The organism is Nocardioides sp. (assembly GCF_036267815.1).
Lineage (GTDB): Bacteria > Actinomycetota > Actinomycetes > Propionibacteriales > Nocardioidaceae > Nocardioides.
Genome location: NZ_DATAVI010000035.1, coordinates 127,740 through 144,557, shown reverse-complemented (window position 1 = coordinate 144,557; position 16,818 = coordinate 127,740). Strand labels below are relative to the sequence as shown.

17 protein-coding genes are annotated in these 16,818 nt (G+C 73.1%); 14 read left to right on the top strand and 3 right to left on the bottom strand.

Annotated features, from left to right (window positions below):
• The first annotated feature begins 4 nt into the window (after nt 1-4).
• The 4 genes from VHW64_RS06020 (at nt 5) to VHW64_RS06005 (ending at nt 3,349) form a co-directional block, all read left to right on the top strand.
• The gene (locus VHW64_RS06020; protein ID WP_329649609.1) at nt 5-1,108 is read left to right on the top strand and encodes a phosphotransferase family protein; all 1,104 of its coding nucleotides are present in this window, start codon (nt 5-7) and stop codon (nt 1,106-1,108) included.
• Nucleotides 1,108-1,767: a histidine phosphatase family protein gene (locus VHW64_RS06015; protein ID WP_329649608.1), complete on the top strand. Its 660-nt coding sequence runs from the start codon at nt 1,108-1,110 to the stop codon at nt 1,765-1,767. The genes VHW64_RS06020 and VHW64_RS06015 overlap by 1 nt, the downstream gene beginning before the upstream one ends.
• 333 nt (nt 1,768-2,100) lie before the next feature.
• Nucleotides 2,101-2,712 carry an ATP-dependent Clp protease proteolytic subunit gene (locus VHW64_RS06010; RefSeq protein ID WP_329649607.1) on the top strand — a complete coding sequence of 204 codons (612 nt, stop codon included), beginning with the start codon at nt 2,101-2,103 and terminating at the stop codon, nt 2,710-2,712.
• Nucleotide 2,713: 1 nt separating this feature from the next.
• The gene (locus VHW64_RS06005; protein ID WP_329649606.1) at nt 2,714-3,349 is read left to right on the top strand and encodes a ClpP family protease; all 636 of its coding nucleotides are present in this window, start codon (nt 2,714-2,716) and stop codon (nt 3,347-3,349) included.
• Here VHW64_RS06005 and VHW64_RS06000 read toward each other — a convergent pair.
• On the bottom strand, nt 3,322-3,708 hold the full coding sequence (locus tag VHW64_RS06000) for a helix-turn-helix domain-containing protein (protein WP_414690457.1): 387 nt from the start codon (nt 3,706-3,708) through the stop codon (nt 3,322-3,324). The two genes, VHW64_RS06005 and VHW64_RS06000, sit on opposite strands and share 28 nt — an antisense overlap.
• An 89-nt stretch (nt 3,709-3,797) precedes the next feature.
• Nucleotides 3,798-4,592 carry an RDD family protein gene (locus VHW64_RS05995; protein ID WP_329649605.1) on the bottom strand — a complete coding sequence of 265 codons (795 nt, stop codon included), beginning with the start codon at nt 4,590-4,592 and terminating at the stop codon, nt 3,798-3,800.
• A gap of 191 nt (nt 4,593-4,783) precedes the next feature.
• On the opposite strand from VHW64_RS05995, the gene VHW64_RS05990 reads away from it, so the two are divergent.
• From VHW64_RS05990 to VHW64_RS05980, 3 genes are read left to right on the top strand one after another with little or no spacing between them, the layout of a single operon-like run.
• Nucleotides 4,784-5,398, top strand: a complete 615-nt coding sequence (locus VHW64_RS05990; RefSeq protein ID WP_329649604.1) for a PadR family transcriptional regulator — start codon at nt 4,784-4,786, stop codon at nt 5,396-5,398.
• Entirely contained in the window at nt 5,395-6,111 is a 717-nt protein-coding gene (locus VHW64_RS05985; RefSeq protein WP_329649603.1) for an ABC transporter ATP-binding protein, read from the top strand. Before VHW64_RS05990 ends, VHW64_RS05985 begins: the two co-directional genes overlap by 4 nt.
• A complete protein-coding gene (locus VHW64_RS05980; protein WP_329649602.1) occupies nt 6,108-8,639 on the top strand; it encodes an FtsX-like permease family protein in 2,532 nt (843 codons plus the stop codon). The genes VHW64_RS05985 and VHW64_RS05980 overlap by 4 nt, the downstream gene beginning before the upstream one ends.
• A 213-nt stretch (nt 8,640-8,852) precedes the next feature.
• Here VHW64_RS05980 and VHW64_RS05975 read toward each other — a convergent pair whose 3' ends face one another.
• Nucleotides 8,853-9,401 (bottom strand): sugar O-acetyltransferase, encoded by a 549-nt coding sequence (locus VHW64_RS05975; protein ID WP_329649728.1) that lies wholly within the window; start codon nt 9,399-9,401, stop codon nt 8,853-8,855.
• A 151-nt stretch (nt 9,402-9,552) separates the two neighbouring features.
• On the opposite strand from VHW64_RS05975, the gene VHW64_RS05970 reads away from it, so the two are divergent.
• The 7 genes from VHW64_RS05970 (at nt 9,553) to VHW64_RS05940 (ending at nt 16,799) form a co-directional block, all read left to right on the top strand.
• Nucleotides 9,553-10,155: a TetR/AcrR family transcriptional regulator gene (locus VHW64_RS05970; protein ID WP_329649601.1), complete on the top strand. Its 603-nt coding sequence runs from the start codon at nt 9,553-9,555 to the stop codon at nt 10,153-10,155.
• Nucleotides 10,152-10,940 carry a TIGR03084 family metal-binding protein gene (locus tag VHW64_RS05965; protein WP_329649600.1) on the top strand — a complete coding sequence of 263 codons (789 nt, stop codon included), beginning with the start codon at nt 10,152-10,154 and terminating at the stop codon, nt 10,938-10,940. Before VHW64_RS05970 ends, VHW64_RS05965 begins: the two co-directional genes overlap by 4 nt.
• On the top strand, nt 10,933-12,276 hold the full coding sequence (locus VHW64_RS05960; protein ID WP_329649599.1) for an acyclic terpene utilization AtuA family protein: 1,344 nt from the start codon (nt 10,933-10,935) through the stop codon (nt 12,274-12,276). The genes VHW64_RS05965 and VHW64_RS05960 overlap by 8 nt, the downstream gene beginning before the upstream one ends.
• On the top strand, nt 12,273-12,644 hold the full coding sequence (locus tag VHW64_RS05955; RefSeq protein WP_329649598.1) for an AtuA-related protein: 372 nt from the start codon (nt 12,273-12,275) through the stop codon (nt 12,642-12,644). The genes VHW64_RS05960 and VHW64_RS05955 overlap by 4 nt, the downstream gene beginning before the upstream one ends.
• The gene (locus tag VHW64_RS05950) at nt 12,641-13,102 is read left to right on the top strand and encodes an SRPBCC family protein (RefSeq protein ID WP_329649597.1); all 462 of its coding nucleotides are present in this window, start codon (nt 12,641-12,643) and stop codon (nt 13,100-13,102) included. Before VHW64_RS05955 ends, VHW64_RS05950 begins: the two co-directional genes overlap by 4 nt.
• Nucleotides 13,103-13,197: 95 nt before the next feature.
• Nucleotides 13,198-14,760 carry an acyl-CoA carboxylase subunit beta gene (locus VHW64_RS05945; RefSeq protein WP_329649727.1) on the top strand — a complete coding sequence of 521 codons (1,563 nt, stop codon included), beginning with the start codon at nt 13,198-13,200 and terminating at the stop codon, nt 14,758-14,760.
• Nucleotides 14,757-16,799 carry an acetyl/propionyl/methylcrotonyl-CoA carboxylase subunit alpha gene (locus VHW64_RS05940; protein ID WP_329649596.1) on the top strand — a complete coding sequence of 681 codons (2,043 nt, stop codon included), beginning with the start codon at nt 14,757-14,759 and terminating at the stop codon, nt 16,797-16,799. The genes VHW64_RS05945 and VHW64_RS05940 overlap by 4 nt, the downstream gene beginning before the upstream one ends.
• Nucleotides 16,800-16,818: the final 19 nt, after the last annotated feature.

Here is a 16,818-nt window from a genome sequence, read left to right as displayed (position 1 = left end):
GCCCGTGGTCCCGGCAGGCGCGGTCGACGAGTCACGCCCGGTCCGCGACGAGGACGCCGTCGACGTCGCGGCCGTGGTGTGGTGGCTGCGCGGACAGGGTGGGCAGGGCGGGCAGGGCGGGCCGGGCGTGCCGGCCGGCGAGCCGGAGGTGCGCCAGTTCCCCGGCGGCGCCTCGAACCTGACCTACCTGCTGACGTGGCCCGACCGCGAGCTGATCCTGCGCCGGCCGCCTGCCGGCGCCAAGGCCCGCGGTGCCCACGACATGACGCGCGAATACCTCATCCAGCGAGCCCTGGGCCCGGTCTATCCCTACGTCGCCGGCATGGTCGGGCTCTGCCGGGACGAGTCCGTGATCGGCTCCGACTTCTACCTCATGGAGCGCGTCGACGGGACGATCCTGCGCCGGGACCTGACCTTCGAGCTCACGGCGTCGTCGGCGTCGCTGCTGTGCGAGCGCGCCTGGCAGGCACTGGTGCGGCTGCACGAGGTCGACGTGTCCGGCGTTCCCGAGCTCGCGGCGCTCGGGCGCGGTGCGGGCTACGTCGCTCGGCAGGTCGCCGGGTGGACCGAGCGGCTCGGCCGGGCCGTCACCGACGACCTCGGCGACTGGAGCGACCTGACGTCGTGGTTCGACGCGCATCAGCCGGCGGATCTCGGACAGTGCCTGATCCACAACGACTGGCGCTTCGACAACCTCGTGCTCGACCCCGCCGACCTGCACGTCGTCGGCGTCCTCGACTGGGAGATGGCCACCGTCGGAGACCCGCTGATGGACCTGGGCGGCGCCTTGGCGTACTGGGTGCAGGCTGACGACGACGCCTTCTTCCGCGACTTCCGCCGGCAGCCGACGACGGCGCCGGGCATGTGGACGCGGCTCGAGGTGGTGCGGTGGTACTGCGAGCGCCGCGGCTTCGAGATGACCCCCGAGCGGTGGCGCTTCTACGAGGCCTTCGGGCTGTTCCGGCTGGCCGTGATCATCCAGCAGATCTGGTATCGCTTCTGTCACGGCCAGACGCACAACCCGGCCTACGCCGGCTTCGGTGCCGCCGTGGGCTACCTCGAGCAGCGGACGCGCCGGGTCCTCAGCGAGGGTGGGGCGGCGGCCTGATGGCGCTGGTGCTGCTGGTCCGGCACGGGCAGGCGTCGTTCGGAGCCGAGGACTACGACGTGCTGAGCGAGACCGGCGTCGAGCAGAGCCGGAGGCTCGGCGCCGCGCTCGCCGTCCAGGGGCTGACGCCCGGCGCTCTCGTCCACGGGGCGATGCGCCGTCAGCGAGACACCGCCGCGGCGCTGGCCGAGGGTGCCGGCTGGGCGCTGCGCCCCGAGCTCGACCGTGGCTGGGACGAGTTCGACCATGTCGCGGTGGTCTCGCGCGGTCTGGCCGCCGACGCGGACCTCACGGACCGCCGTACCTTCCAGCGAGTCTTCGAGAGGGCCACCGCGCGTTGGTCCGACGGCGCCCACGACGCCGACTACGACGAGCCGTGGCCGGCGTTCCTGGGTCGGGTGCGCGAGGTGCTCGGCCGGGCACTCGATCGGGAAGCGGTCACGGTCGCGGTCACCTCGGGCGGCCCGATCGCCGCGGCCTGCGCGCAGCTGGTCGACCAGGATGCGGCGACCGATGTCCTGCCCCGGCTCTGGAGCTCGTTCAACACCGTGCTCGCCAACGCCTCGGTGACCCGGGTCGTGCAGGGGTCGACCGGCCGCCGACTGCTCTCCTTCAACGAGCACTCCCACCTGCCGCGCACCCTCCTCACCTACCGTTGAGCGGCGAGCTCCCAACCACGCCGACTCGGCACAAACGTGCACAAAAAATGCCCCGAGCCGGCACAAACGTCCCCGGAAACGCCGAGTCGGCCCAAAGGTGCACAAAAAACACGCCGAGTCGGCACAAGGACGCACAAGAAACCTGCCGAGTCGGCATAGGACGACTCGGCGTTTCCGGGTGCCTTGTGCCGACTCGGCGTGCTTTTCGCGCACCTTTGCGCCGAGTCGGCGTGGTTGTGAGCTCGACGCTCAACGGGGAGGCGCTGCTGGGAGCGGATCTGCTGGCAGCGGCGAGCCCTTCGCCGAGGACCCGCCGGGTGTCACCGTGGCGACATGAGTGAGACGACGGCCTGGGGCCGCATCGACGACGAGCTGGCGAGCAGCCTGCTGGACCAACGCACCCTGCTGATGGGCGGTGTCCTCGACGAGGCGCTGGGAAACCGGCTCTGCACCGGGCTGATGGTGCTCTCGGCCCGCGACCCGCAGGCCGACATCCACCTCTGGATCAGCTCGCCGGGCGGCTCGGTGCCGGCGATGCTGGCGATCCGCGACGTGATGACCCTGGTACCGAACGACGTCTCGACGCTGGCGCTGGGGATCGCGGCCAGCGCGGGGCAGTTCCTGCTCAGCGCCGGGACGCGGGGCAAGCGCTTCGCGATGCCTCACGCCCGAGTGCTGCTGCACCAGGGTTCGGCCGGGATCGGCGGCACGGCCATGGACATCGCGATCCAGGCCGACGACCTGCGGCACACGCGCGACACCGTGCTCTCGCTGATCGCGGCCGACACCGAACAGAGTGTCGAGACCGTCGAGCGCGACTCCCGTCGCGACCGGTGGTTCAGCGCCGACGAGGCGCTGGAGTACGGGTTCGTCGACCACCTCGTGTCCTCGGTCGACGAGGTGCGGGCGTCCGTCGTCCGCCCTCTCGGACTGGGGGTGCGCTGAGATGAGCGGCTACCCGATCCCCTACGTGACCACGCAGACCAACCGCGGCGAGCGCACGGTCGACGTCTACAGCCGACTCCTCGCCGACCGGATCATCTACCTCGGCACGCCGATCGACGACGGCGTGGCCAACACCGTCATCGCCCAGCTCATCCACCTGGAGTCGGAGAACCCCGACGCCCCGATCAACCTCTACCTCAACTCACCCGGCGGGTCGATCCCGGCGATGCTGGCGGTCTACGACGCGATGCAGTTCGTCCGGCCGGCCGTCGAGACGACCTGTGTTGGTCAGGCGGTCGCGACCGCCGCGGTGCTCCTGGCCGGTGGGGCCGGGGGCCACCGCCAGATCCTGCGGCACGGCCGGGTGGTGCTGCATGCTCCCGCCACCGAGGGCCGGGGCACGATCCCCGACCTGATCCTCGAGGCCGAGGAGGTGGAGCGGGTGCGCTCCCTGCTCGAGGAGCTCCTCGCCCAGGACACCGGAAGGACGCCTCAGGAGGTGCGCGACGACACCGAGCGCGACCTCGTGCTGACGGCACCGCAGGCCTTGGAGTACGGCGTGGTCGATGCCGTGATCACCGAGCGCGACACCCCGGCGACGATGCTGGCTCAGGCCGCCAGGCAGACCGGCGACTGAGGGCCCGTCGGCGTCCGCGGCCGCGCGGGCGTCGACACGACGCGGGTCGCGATCTCGACGACGCTCAGGCCCAGCGCGCCGGCGATCGCCGCGAGCAGCTCCGAGGACGGGTCCTTCAGACCGCGCTCCACCTCGGAGAGGTACTGCGGGGAGACCCCTGCCCCTGCGGCCACGTCGACCAGCCGCTTGCCGGCGGCGAGGCGCTCCTCGCGGAGCTCGCGGCCGACCGACTCGCGCCACAGCGGCTCCATCTCGGTCGGGACACCCGTCGGCGCCGGTGACGGCGCCGGCCCGGCGGACCTGCGCGGCCGCGACGGCGGCTGCTCACGACGTTCCGGCAGTCTGACGACGTCACCCATGGGCCGACTCTAGGGCTGCGTGGCGCGCGATCCCGGCGGATTCTGCCCAGAGCAGAATCCGACGTCGCCCGGTGTGCCGGACCGGCGTCTCAGTAGGGCCGCGGCTCCTGGGTGGTGGCGTGGATGACGTAGGTGCTCAGGATCTTGTCCGCGAAGGTCTGCTTGCGGGAGTCCCAGATCGGCCAGAGGTAGCCGATGTCGCAGGGCAGGGAGTCCACGATGTGCAGGATCTGCCGCAGGAAGCACCAGCCGCCGCCGATGGGCTGCAGGTCGGAGTTCACCAGGCGGATCGCCAGCACGCTCTTGCCGATCGTCGCGCCCGTCCTGCCCTGGCGGATGCAGATGTTCCAGATCCCGAACACCAGGCCGGTCAGGAACCCGAGCCCGATCAGGGAGAGGCTCAGTCCGGCCGAGTGCAGGTGGACCCGCTGGCTGCCGTCGGCGTTGGTCGTCGTGGTCGCGTTGGAGAGCAGGAGGACGTAGCCGACGATCGCAGGCAGGGCCGCCACGGCACCGAGAAGGTTGTCGATGAGGTAGGCGCCGACCCGGGTCAGCCAGCCGGCGTACCCGCCGAAGCCGAAGGTGGGCTTGGTGGGGTTCGGGGTGCCGGCGTAGGGGTTGCCGCCCTGCTGGGCTCCCGGCGCACCAGGGGCGCCGTAGGGGTTCGGGGAGCCGTCCGGGCTCGGGGGAGCGGAGGGATCCGGCCCCGGTTGCTGGCCGTGCGGGTCGCCGGCAACGAACGCCTGGCTACCGGTCTGTGGCGCGTCCCAGTTGACGGGGTAGGGGTTGTACGGCGCGGGCTCGCCGGCGTGGGTGCCGGGCGGCTGCTGGGGCCGGGCGGCGTTCGGCTCGTCCTCGGGCGGTGGGTCGCCGTAGTGCGACATGGCTCGGGTGTCCCCTCGTGGTGGCCGGCCTGGTGCCGGCGAGATGAAGTATCACCCGCGCCCGGCGCCGGGGCGCGGACCACGGCGTTCGACCCGCGACGCGGCAGCTTGCATACCGGGTATATGATGAGTTATACATACCGAGTATCCACGGCCGCGGGGGACGTGGAGCGCCTGGAGAGGAGCCACCGATGTCGGTGCGCAACGCCCTGCTGGCCCTGCTCGAGCAGGGGCCGCGCTACGGCTACCAGCTGCGGGCGGAGTTCGAGGACCGGACCGGCGGCACCTGGCCGCTCAACGTCGGCCAGGTGTACACCACGCTGTCGCGCCTGGAGCGCGACGGCCTGGTCGAGGGTCGCGGGACGGACGGCGACGGCCACGTGGTGTACGCCGTGACGACCGCGGGCCGCGACGAGGTCGCCGCGTGGTTCTCCTCGCCGGTCGCGCGCACCCAGCCGCCACGCGAGGAGCTGGCGATCAAGCTCGCGCTCGCCGTCAGCGTCCCCGGGGTCGAGGTCGGCACCGTCATCCAGCAGCAGCGGACCGCCACCATGGCCGCACTCCAGGACTACACGCGGCTCAAGCGCCGCGCGACCGGGAGCGACCCGCACGAGCTGGCGTGGGGGCTGGTCCTGGACAGCCTGGTCTTCACCGCCGAGGCCGAGATCCGCTGGCTCGACCATTGCGAGGCGCGGCTGCGTCGTGCGGCCGTCGAGCGCGCGGTGGAGCCGCCGCCCGAGCCGTCGTCCGAGCCGTCGCCCGAGCTCGTCGAGACCACGCCGACCGATGTCCGGAGGACCCGATGACCGCCGTTCTGCGGCTCGAGCGGGTCACCCGCGTCCACGGCTCGGGAGCCACCGAGGTGACCGCGCTGCACGAGGTCGGCTTCGCGGCGTACGCCGGCGAGCTGGTCGCCGTGATGGGCCCGTCGGGGTCCGGCAAGTCCACGTTGCTCACGCTGGCCGGCGGCCTCGACACGCCGACGTCGGGCGTGGTCCGGGTCGAGGGCACCGACCTCGCCGCGCTGGGACAGAAGGGCCGGGCGGCCATGCGCCGTACGTCGGTGGGCTACGTCTTCCAGGACTTCAACCTGATCCCCGCGCTGACGGCCGTCGAGAACGTCGCGCTCCCGCGCGAGCTCGACGGCGCCGGCTCGCGGTCGGCGCGCAAGGACGCGCTCGCAGCCCTGGAGGAGGTCGGCATCGCCGACCTCGCCCGGCGCTTCCCCGACGAGATGTCCGGCGGCCAGCAGCAGCGGATCGCGATCGCCCGCGCCATCGTCGGCGAGCGGCGGCTGATCCTGGCCGACGAGCCGACCGGTGCGCTCGACAGCGAGACCGGCGAGGACATCCTGCGCCTGATCCGGAGCCGGTGCGACGCCGGTGCCGCCGGCGTCCTGGTCACCCACGAGGCGCGTCATGCCGCCTGGGCCGACCGGGTGGTCTTCCTGCGCGACGGCGTGGTCGTCGACGAGTCGGGGGCCGACGGGGCCGATGTGCTGCTCGAGCGCTCGAGATGAGCCTGGTCTCCGGATGGCGCCTCGCCCTGCGGCTGGCGTGCCGCGAGGCCTGGCAGGCCAAGGGCCGCAGCGCGGTGGTGCTGGTGATGGTGACGTTCCCGGTGGTTGCGGTGGTCGCTGCCGACGTCGCCCAGGCGACGGCGAGCGTCAGTCATGTCGAAGGTCTCAGCCGGCAGATGGGGGCGGCGGCGGCGGAGATCACCCCGGCCTTCCCGGGCCAGGGCTCGGGTCAGGGCTCCGGTCAGCACGGCAAGCCCGCACCGATCGCCCAGGTCGTGCGTGCCCTCGGTAGTGGCCCGCGCCCGGCGATCCGGCTCCGTACCGACGCTGTCGGCGTCCGCACTCGGCTCGGCATCTTGTACGCGACGGCCACCGCGGTCGACGCTCGTAGCCCGCTGGCGAACGGCTTGTTCCGGCTCACGTCGGGGCGGTTGCCCTCCACCTCGGACGAGGTCGACGTCAACGCCGAGCTCGTCAGCCAGGGCTTCGCCGTCGGTGACTCCCTCACCGAGGCCAACGGCACCACGCTCCGCATCGTGGGCACGGCCGAGGACGCAACGAGCCGCACCACGCCGTACCTCCTGGGCACCGCAGACCTCCCGATGGCGGCAACCGACGCGGGGACGTCGTGGCTGATCGGCGGCGCACCGGTCTCGCGGCCCGAGGTGCACGCGGCGGAGCAGCTCGGCGTCGACGTCACCTCGCGGCAGGTCGAGGAGCATCCGACCAAGGCCCAGCAGGCCCTCGAGAGCGAGAGCTCGGATCACGCCCAGCTCTACCCCGCCCTGGTGCTGATCGGCGTGATGGCCCTGACCGAGGTGGTGCTGCTGGCGGGGCCGGCGTTCGCGGTCGGTGCGCGGCGACAGTCGCGCAGCCTGGCCCTGATCTCCGCCAACGGCGGGACGCCCGCCCAGTCCCGGCGGGTGGTGCTCGGCACGGCGATGGTGATCGGGACCTTCGCCGGCGTCGCCGGGATCGGCCTGGGGATCGGGCTCGCGAGACTCCTGCTGCCCCTGCTCCAGAGCATGTCGGACAGCTACTTCGGGCCGTTCCAGGTCCGCTGGGAGCACGTCGTGGGTGCGGCGGCTCTGGGGCTCCTCAGCGCCCTGCTGGCGGCCGTCGTCCCGGCGTGGGTCGCCTCCCGGCAGGACGTCGTCGCGGTACTCGCGGGGCGTCGTGGGGATCGTGCGGCGAGCCTGCGGTCGCCGGTGCTCGGCCTGGTGCTGGTCGGATGCGGCGTCATCGTGGCCGCCCTCGGCTCGCGCAGAGGCTCCAGCGAGCTGCTGATCGGGGGTGCCGCGGTGCTGACCGTCTTCGGGATGGTGCTCGTGGTGCCCGTCGTCGTCCTGGGGGTGGCGCGACTCGGCCGGCGGATGCCGCTGCCCCTGCGCTACGCCGTCCGCGACGCGGCGCGTCATCGGACGCGCACCGTCCCCGCTGTCGCCGCCGTCGCGGCCACCGTCGCCGGACTCGTGGCGCTGGCCATCGGCACCAGCAGCCAGCAGGCCAGGTCCCGAGCCGACTACATTCCCCAGCTGCCGGTGGGCGAGAGCTCGATCAGCCTCAACGGCGGCCACGTCGATCTCCGTGCGCTCGAACAGGCCGTCGCCCGGGTGGCGCCCCGGGCACGGACGAGCGCCGTCGTCGGGGTGCAGGGGAACCGCGAGTTGGGCACGGGCAGTGGCAGCCTTGCTGGGATGGGGATCGTCTCCTCGCTGCCGCTCCAGGCACTCGTCAGTGACGGGAGCGCCCAGCCGGCCCTGATGCGCCAGCACCTCAACGAAACGGAGTGGAGGCGTGTCTCGCCGATCCTGAGGGCCGGCGGTGTCGTGATCTTCGGTACCCACGACGTGGCAGCGGGTCATGCGGTGATCAGGCTGCGCGGTCGACCCGGCGTACGCGTTCCCTCGGCCACCGTGGGCGTCGGAGCAGCCACGCCGGCTGTGGGCGCAGTCCTGGCTCCTCAGGTCGCGAAGGCGCTCGGGTTGCGGGTGAAGACCGTCGGCGTCCTGGTGACCGGCCCGCCGCTGACGTCGCAGCAGGAGTCCGACCTTCGGCAGGTGCTGGCCGGCACGGACCGAGCCAGCTACCTCTACACCGAGCGCGGATACCAGGTGTCGGGCAGGGAGCGAGTGGTGCTCTGGATCCTGTTCGGGCTCGCCGCGGTCCTCATGGTCGGCGGCACCCTGACCGCGACGTTCCTCGCGCTGTCCGATGCTCGTCCCGACCTCGCGACCCTGTCGGCCGTCGGCGCACCACCCCTGGTGCGGCGGACGGTGGCCGCGGCGTACGCCGTCTCGGTGGGGCTTCTGGGAGCACTGCTCGGGGCCGCGGTCGGCCTCGTGCCTGGGATCGCGGTGTCGTATCCCTTGACCCGGACCTTCGGCGAGGCGCCCGGACCCGCCCACTACCTGTCCATCCCGTGGCTGGAGATCGGCGCCGTGGTGCTGGCCCTGCCCTTGCTCACCGCGCTGGTCGTCGGCGTGCTCGCCCGCTCCCGCCTCCCCCTCGTCGCCCGCCTCGACTGACCCGTTGACGTTGAGATGCGTGTTCTGACCGGTTGAGATGCGTGTTCTGACCCCCCTCGACCACCCCCACGAGCACCGCACAGCAGGGACCACCCGGGGGTTGGGCTTTGTCTCCAGCACCTGTTCGGGTGGTCCCTGCTGTGCGGTGCTCGTGGGGGTGGTCGAGGGGGGTCAGAACACGCATCTCAACCGGTCAGAACACGCACCTCAACGTCAACGGGGGAGGGGGCGGACGACACGGGCCGGGTTGCCGACGGCGAGGACGCCGGGCGGGAGGTCGTGGACGACGACCGAGCCCGCGCCGACCACCGTGTCGTCCCCGATCCTCACCCCGGGACAGACGACGACGGCACCACCCAGCCAGACGTTGCGGCCGAGGGTGATCGGCTGGGCGCTCTCCCAGCCCTCGCGCCGCGACTGCGGGTCCAGCGGGTGGGTCGGGGTCAGGAGCTGGACCCCGGGGCCGAGCTGGCTGTCGTCGCCGATCGTGATCGGTGCGACGTCGAGGCAGACCAGGCCGAAGTTGGCGAAGACCCGCTCCCCGACGTGGATCTGGTAGCCGTACTCGCACCGGAACGGCGGCCGGATGTTGCTGCCGGCCCCGAAGGTGCCGAGCAGCTCGCCCAGCCGGTGGTCGCGCTCGTCGTCCTGGCCGGGAGCCGCCTGGTTGATCCGGTCGAGCAGGAGCCGGCACCGGCGGGTGTCCTCGGCCAGGGACTCGTCGAACCGGTACGGCTCCCCGGCCAGCATCCGCTCCCGCATGCTCACCCCCGCATCCTGGCAGGTCCCCCCGGGGCGGGTAGTCCCTGACAGACCTGTCCTCGACACGCCGTCCTGGGCGGTGTTTCTGTCAGGGACTATCCGGAATTTGCACAAACAGACAGGCTTGACTGTTTGTTTGTACGGCGGGAGCATGGCCCGGGTGTCGGGCACGCTGCGGGTTCCCCAGGAGGAGCGCTCGCGCGCGACCCGGGCCCGGCTCATGGAGGCGACGGTCGAGTGCCTGGCCGAGGTCGGCTTCGGCAGGACGTCGACCACCTTGATCAGCGAGCGGGCCGGGGTCTCCCGGGGCGCCCAGCTGCATCACTTCCCCACCAAGGACGCCCTCGTCGTCGCAGCGGTCGCGCACCTGACCGACGTCCGCGGGGCCGAGCTGGCCACGGCCGCCCGGGCCGTGCCGGTACGACGTACCCGCGACGTCCTGCGGATGCTCGGCGACCACGTCGCCTCGCCGGTCTTCATGGCGGCCCTCGAGCTCTGGGTGGCGGCTCGGACCGACCCCACGCTCCATGCCGCCGTCGAGCCGCTCGAGCAGCGGATCGGCCGGCAGACCCATCGCCTGACCGTCGAGCTGCTGGGCGCCGACGAGTCGCGACCGGGGGTGCGCGAGCTCGTGCAGGCGACCCTCGACCTGGTCCGCGGACTGGGACTCGCGGCCACGATCGGCGACGACACGGCCCGTCGCGGCCGGATTCTCGACCAGTGGGCGCGCACCCTCGACGAGGCCCTGGCATGAGCCTGCTCGAGGACGTGGTCACCGACCTCACCGTCGAGAGCGACCATCTCGACGCCCTCGTCGGCGACCTGCCCGACGACGCGTGGCGGACGCCGACGCCGGCTCCGGGGTGGGACGTCGCCACCCAGATCGCCCACCTCGCCTGGACCGACGAGGCGGCGTACGCCGCGGCGGCCGACACCGAGCGCTGGGACGCGCTGGTCCTCGAGATGCTGGCCGACCCCGACCACGCCGTCGACCGGGCGGCACTGACCGGAGGCATCGCGGCGGCGCCGGTGCTCCTGGGCCGCTGGCGCACCGCGCGGACACGTCTCGCCGCGATGCTCCGGGCCTGCCCGCCGGGGCTGCGGATCGCGTGGTTCGGGCCGCCGATGTCGCCGACGTCGATGGCGACCGCGCGCTTCATGGAGACCTGGGCGCACGGGCTCGACGTGCACGCGGCCCTCGGTGTCGAGCCGGCGCCGACCGACCGGATCCGCCATGTCGCGCACCTCGGCGTCCGCACCCGCGCCTACGCCTACTCCCTGCACGGCACGCCGCCGCCCGGTCGCGACGTCCGGGTCGAGCTCACCGCACCGTCGGGCGCGACCTGGTCGTGGGGAGCCGAGGACGCCGACCAGCGGGTGACCGGCCCGGCGCTCGACTTCTGCCTGCTCGTCACCCGGCGGGTCCACCGGGCGGACACCGCCCTGGTCGCCGACGGCGACGACGCCGACCGGTGGCTCGACATCGCCCAGGCCTTCGCGGGGCCGCCGGGCGAGGGACGAGGGCCGCGCGGTGGCTGAGGCGGCGACGAGCCCGCCGGCTCGACCGATCCGGATCGGCAACTGCTCGGGCTTCTACGGCGACCGGCTCTCGGCGATGCGCGAGATGCTCGACGGCGGCCGGCTCGACGTGCTCACGGGCGACTACCTCGCCGAGCTGACGATGCTGATCCTCGGCCGGGACCGGCTGCGCGACCCGGCGCTGGGATATGCCCGGACCTTCCCCCGCCAGCTGGAGGACTGCCTGGGCACGGCGCTCGAGGCCGGAGTGCGGATCGTCAGCAACGCCGGCGGTCTGAACCCCGAGGGCCTGGCCTCCCGCGTGGCCGAGATCGCAGCAGCACAAGGGCTCTCGCCCCGCATCGCCTACGTCGACGGCGACGACGTCCGGGCCCTCGGGGCTGACCTGCGCGTGGACGGCGAGACCGCAGAGGCCCCGCTGACCGCCAACGCCTACCTCGGCGGCTCCGGCATCGCGCACGCGCTGGCGGCCGGCGCCGACGTGGTCGTCACCGGCCGGGTGACCGACGCCTCCTTGGTCACCGGGCCGGCCCGCTGGTGGCACGGCTGGCCCGCGACGGCCTACGACGAGCTGGCCGGGGCGACGGTTGCCGGCCACGTCCTGGAGTGCGGCTGCCAGGCGACAGGTGGGAACTTCTCCGGGTTCGCCGCGTCGGCCCTGATCGCGGGAGCGGCTCGACCATTGGGGTTCCCGCTGGCGGAGATCGCTGCCGACGGGTCGTCGGTGATCACCAAGCACGAGCGCACCGGGGGCGTGGTCAGCCTCGACACGGTGACCGCCCAGCTGCTGTACGAGGTCTCGTCGGCGGCGTACCTCGGCCCTGACGTCACGACCCACCTGGGCTCGGTGTCCCTGCACGGGGACGGCCCCGACCGGGTCGGCATCTCGGGCGTCCGCGGCACCGCACCGCCGGAGCAGCTCAAGGTGTGCACCAACCGGCTCGGCGGTCACCGCAACGCCGTCGAGCTGGTGCTGACCGGCCTGGACGTCGAGGAGAAGGCGGCCTGGGTCCGGCGTCAGCTCGAGCCACTCCTCACCGCGTCCCGCGTCACCTGGACGCTCGGGCCCCTGCCCACGCCGGACGCCGAGACCGAGGAGGCAGCCTCGACGGTCCTGCGCTGCGTGGTGCGCGACCCGTCGCCCGAGCCGGTCGGCCGCGCGTTCGGCGCCGCGGTCGTCGAGCTCGCCCTGGCGTCGTACCCGGGGTTCACGATGACCGCGCCACCGGGCGACGGGACGTCGTACGGCGTCTACCGCGCGGGGTTCGTCGACCGCGCCCTGGTCACGCAGCGCGTGCACGTGCTCGGGGGCGACTCCCAGGTGGTGGCACTGTGAGGGCCCCGCTCGGCACCTTCGTGCACGCCCGCTCCGGCGACAAGGGCGGCGACGCCAACCTCGGCCTGTGGGTCGCGCGCGTCGGGGCCGGCCGCGAGGGGGCCGGGCCTGCCGACGAGAGGTACGCCGCACGGGTCGCCTGGCTGCTCGGGCTGGTCACGCCGTCGTTCGTCCACGACCTGCTGCCGGAGACGCGCGACCTCGGCGTCGAGGTCGTCGCGCTCCCCAACCTCGGTGGGGTGAACGTCGTCGTGACCGGGCTGCTCGGCGACGGCGTCGCCGCGTCGACGCGCTTCGACCCCCAGGCCAAGGGCCTGGGGGAGTGGGCCCGGTCCCGTCACGTCCAGATCCCGGAGGAGCTGCTGTGAGTGCCCGGCGACAGGAGGTCTCGATCCGCGTGGCCGCACCGCCCGAGGCGGTGTGGGCGCTGGTCAGCGACGTGACCCGGATCGGGGAGCTCTCCCCGGAGACCTTCGAGGCCCGGTGGATCCGCGGGTCGACCGGCCCCGAGGTGGGCGCCTTCTTCAAGGGCCACGTCAAGCGCAACGGCGTGGGCCCGACGTACTGGGCTCTGTGCCGGGTCACGGAGTGCGTGCCGAACGAGGTCTTCGAGTTCGCCGTGGGGACCGAGCGGACGGCCCTGACCCACTGGGGCTACCGGCTGCGGCCCGACGCTGGCGGCACCGAGGTCACCGAGTACTTCCGGATCGAGCCGTCGCTGCCGATGCGCGTCTACTGGACCGTGCTCGGACCGCTCCGCGGGCGCACCAACCGGCGCGGCATGCGCACGACCCTGGACCGGGTCAAGGCGGTGCTGGAGTCATGAGCCCGCCCGGCTCTGCGAGCGCCGGGGACGCGGTGGGGGACGCCGTGGGGGACGCCGTGGGGGACGCCGTGAGCCCCGCGACCAACCGCGAGGCGATGCTGGCCAAGCTCGCCGAGCTCGACGCCGAGCAGGCCAAGGCCGTGGCCGGCGGTGGCGAGAAGTACGTCGCGCGCCACCACGCGCGCGGCAGGCTGCTCCCGCGCGAGCGGATCGAGCTGCTGGTCGATCCCGGGTCGGCGTTCCTCGAGCTCTCGCCGCTGGCCGGCTGGGGCTCCGACTTCGCCGTGGGCGCGAGCGTGGTGACCGGGATCGGCGTCGTGGAGGGCGTCGAGTGCGTGGTCACGGCCAACGACCCCACGGTCAAGGGCGGCGCGAGCAACCCGTGGACGATGAGGAAGATCTTCCGCGCCTCACAGATCGCCGAGGAGAACCACCTGCCCACGATCTCCCTGGTGGAGTCCGGCGGCGCGGACCTGCCGTCGCAGAAGGAGATCTTCATCCCCGGTGGCCGGCTGTTCCGCGATCTCACCCGCGCCTCGGCCCGCAAGCAGCCCACAGTCGCGCTCGTGTTCGGCAGCTCGACAGCCGGCGGCGCCTACGTGCCCGGGTTGTCCGACTACACCGTCATGGTGAGGGAGCAGGCGACGGTGTTCCTGGGTGGTCCCCCGCTGGTGCGGATGGCCACCGGAGAGGAGGCGGACGAGGAGTCACTCGGAGGCGCGTCGATGCACGCGCGCATCTCCGGCCTGGCCGACTACCTGGCCGACGACGAGCTCGACGCGATCCGGATCGGGCGCCGGATCGTGGCGCGGCTCAACCGTCGGCGCACGCGTGGTCTCGGGTCAGAGCCGGTCCCACCCTTCGTCGAGCCCGACGCCGACGTCGAGGACCTGCTGGACCTCGTCCCCGCGGACCTGCGGGAGCCGTTCGACCCGCGCGAGGTGATCGTGCGGATCGTCGACGGGGCGCGCGACGACAACGCTCGCCCGTTCGACGAGTTCAAGCCGCTCTACGGCGCGTCGCTCGTCACCGGCTGGGCGCGGATCCACGGTCGTCCCGTGGGGATCCTGGCCAACGCGCAGGGGGTCCTGTTCAGCGAGGAGGCGCAGAAGGCGACGCAGTTCGTCCAGCTGGCCAACCAGGCGGACACGCCGCTGCTGTTCCTGCACAACACGACCGGCTACATGGTCGGGACGCAGTACGAGCAGGGCGGCATCATCAAGCACGGCGCCCAGATGATCAACGCCGTCAGCAACAGCACGGTGCCGCACCTCAGCGTGATCATGGGGGCGTCGTACGGCGCGGGGAACTACGGGATGAGCGGCAGGGCCTACGACCCGCGGTTCCTGTTCACCTGGCCCAGCGCCAAGGCGGCGGTGATGGGTCCGGTCCAGCTCGCCGGGGTGCTCTCGATCGTGGCCCGGGCCTCCGCGGAGGCCAGCGGCCGGGAGTACGACGAGCACGGCGACGCGGAGATGCGGGCGTTCGTCGAGGCCAGCGTTGAGGACCAGAGCCTCCCGCTCTTCCTCTCGGGGATGCTCTACGACGACGGCGTGATCGACCCGCGCGACACCCGGACGGTGCTGGCGATCTGCCTGTCGGTGATCGAGAACGCGCCGTTCGCCGGTGGCGGTGGCTACGGGGTGTTCCGGCCATGATCACCCGCCTGCTCGTCGCCAACCGGGCCGAGATCGCGAGCCGCGTCTTCCGCACCTGCCGAGACCTCGGCATCCAGACGGTCGCCGTCCACTCCGATGCGGACGCCGCGCTGCCGTACGTGCGTCAGGCCGACCTGGCGGTGCGCCTGGCCGGGTGGTCTCCGGCCGAGACCTATCTCGACGCGGGCCTGCTCGTCGACGCCGCACGCCGTTCGGGAGCGGACGCGGTCCACCCCGGATACGGGTTCTTGTCGGAGAGCGCCGCGTTCGCCCGCGCCGTCGTCGACGCCGGGCTCACCTGGGTCGGGCCCCTGCCGGAGACGATCGAGGTGATGGGGTCGAAGGTGCGCGCCAAGAAGCTGGTCGACGCCGTGGGCGTTCCCGTGCTGGAGGCGCCGGAGCAGGCGAGCGCCGATCACCTGCCGCTGATCGTGAAGGCGTCGGCGGGCGGAGGCGGCCGTGGGATGCGCGTCGTCCGCGACCTCGACCGGCTGGACGACGAGCTCGCGGCCGCGCGGGCCGAGGCCGAGTCGGCCTTCGGCGACGGCACGGTCTTCGTCGAGCCGTATGTCGAGCACGCTCGTCATGTCGAGGTCCAGGTGGTCGGCGACCGGCACGGCGGTGTCGTGGTGCTCGGTGAGCGCGACTGCTCGCTCCAGCGCCGCCACCAGAAGGTCGTGGAGGAGACCCCCGCACCTCGACTGCCGCAGGCGACCCGGAGCGCCCTGCACGAGGCGGCCCGCTCGGTCGCCGCCGCGGTGTACTACGTCGGCGCCGGGACGGTCGAGTTCCTCTACGACGCGGCTGCCGACCGCTTCTACTTCCTGGAGATGAACACCCGGCTCCAGGTCGAGCACGCCGTCACCGAGCTGGTCCACGGGGTCGACCTGGTCGCCCTCCAGCTGTGGGTCGCCGAGGGCGCCCGCGTCCCGGTCGACCCCGGTGTCTCGGGCCACGCCGTCGAGGCCCGGCTCTACGCCGAGGACCCGGCCGCCGGCCATGCCCCGACCAGCGGAGTACTCACGACGTTCGAGATCCCGGGCGCCCCGGGCCTGCGCGTGGACGCGGGGTACGAGTCGGGCAGCGAGGTCTCGACGTTCTACGACGGGATGCTCGCGAAGGTGGTGGCGCACGCACCCACCCGGGAGCAGGCGGCGCGGACCCTCGCCGGTGCACTGGCTCGCGCACGCATCCACGGCGTCCTGACCAACCGGGACGAGCTGGTCGCGGCGCTGCGCGACCCCGGCTTTCTGGCGGGCGAGGTGACCACGGCGTTCCTGGACACTCGTCCAGCCGCTCCGGCGCCGCCTCGCGGCGACCACGCGGTCGCCGCCGCGTTGGCGCTGTCCGAGCGAGACCGGGCCCGGCGCGTCGTCCAGCACGGGATCCCCGTGGCCTGGCGCAACGTCGTCAGCCAGCCGCAGCGCACCAGCTTCCAGCCCCTCCTCACCGGGGGGTCCGCTCCCGGCCGGACCCCAGCCCGGCGTCCGGCCGAGGCCCCGGTGGGCGTGGAGTGGGCAGGCGGCCGGGACGGGTACGCCGTACCCGGTCTGAGCGTGCTGTCGACGTGCGCGCTCGGCGCCGGGTGGCGGATCGTCCTGGAGCGTGACGGGGTCGCGACGGCGTACACCGTCGCCATCACGGATGCGTCCGGCGCGGCCGGTGCGGACACCGACGTCCACGTCGACTGTCCCGCCGGCTACGTCGCGCTCCGGCTCGTGCCGACCTTCGTCGACCCGCAGGCGGCGGTGCCGAGCGGCGGTCTGCTGGCGCCGATGCCCGGCCTCGTGGTCGGCGTGGCGGTCGAGCCCGGCCAGTCGGTCGAGGCCGGGCAGCCGGTCCTCGTGCTCGAGGCGATGAAGATGCAGCACACCGTGACGGCTCCCGCGGCCGGCGTCGTGACCAGGCTCGACGTAGGAGCCGGCGGGCAGGTAGCCGCCGGCGACGTGCTGGCCGTCGTCTCGCCGGCGCCGGCGGACCCGGCAGTCCCGGCGGACCCGGCAGGCCCGGCAGAACCCCAGCAGCCCCACGACGAGTGACGCCCAGCAGAGGAGAAGG

Bases quoted from the DNA above. Each gene is read 5' to 3' on its own strand.
- VHW64_RS05975 (WP_329649728.1), bottom strand. From the start codon at position 9,401: ATGCGGGAGCGGATGCTGGCCGGGGAGCCGTACCGGTTCGACGAGTCC.
- VHW64_RS05945 (WP_329649727.1), top strand. From the start codon at position 13,198: ATGCTGGCCAAGCTCGCCGAGCTCGACGCCGAGCAGGCCAAGGCCGTG.
- VHW64_RS05990 (WP_329649604.1), top strand. From the start codon at position 4,784: ATGTCGGTGCGCAACGCCCTGCTGGCCCTGCTCGAGCAGGGGCCGCGC.
- VHW64_RS05965 (WP_329649600.1), top strand. From the start codon at position 10,152: ATGAGCCTGCTCGAGGACGTGGTCACCGACCTCACCGTCGAGAGCGAC.
- VHW64_RS05970 (WP_329649601.1), top strand. From the start codon at position 9,553: ATGGCCCGGGTGTCGGGCACGCTGCGGGTTCCCCAGGAGGAGCGCTCG.
- VHW64_RS05980 (WP_329649602.1), top strand. From the start codon at position 6,108: ATGAGCCTGGTCTCCGGATGGCGCCTCGCCCTGCGGCTGGCGTGCCGC.
- VHW64_RS05985 (WP_329649603.1), top strand. From the start codon at position 5,395: ATGACCGCCGTTCTGCGGCTCGAGCGGGTCACCCGCGTCCACGGCTCG.
- VHW64_RS05940 (WP_329649596.1), top strand. From the start codon at position 14,757: ATGATCACCCGCCTGCTCGTCGCCAACCGGGCCGAGATCGCGAGCCGC.
- VHW64_RS06015 (WP_329649608.1), top strand. From the start codon at position 1,108: ATGGCGCTGGTGCTGCTGGTCCGGCACGGGCAGGCGTCGTTCGGAGCC.
- VHW64_RS06000 (WP_414690457.1), bottom strand. From the start codon at position 3,708: ATGGGTGACGTCGTCAGACTGCCGGAACGTCGTGAGCAGCCGCCGTCG.
- VHW64_RS05995 (WP_329649605.1), bottom strand. From the start codon at position 4,592: ATGTCGCACTACGGCGACCCACCGCCCGAGGACGAGCCGAACGCCGCC.
- VHW64_RS06010 (WP_329649607.1), top strand. From the start codon at position 2,101: ATGAGTGAGACGACGGCCTGGGGCCGCATCGACGACGAGCTGGCGAGC.
- VHW64_RS06005 (WP_329649606.1), top strand. From the start codon at position 2,714: ATGAGCGGCTACCCGATCCCCTACGTGACCACGCAGACCAACCGCGGC.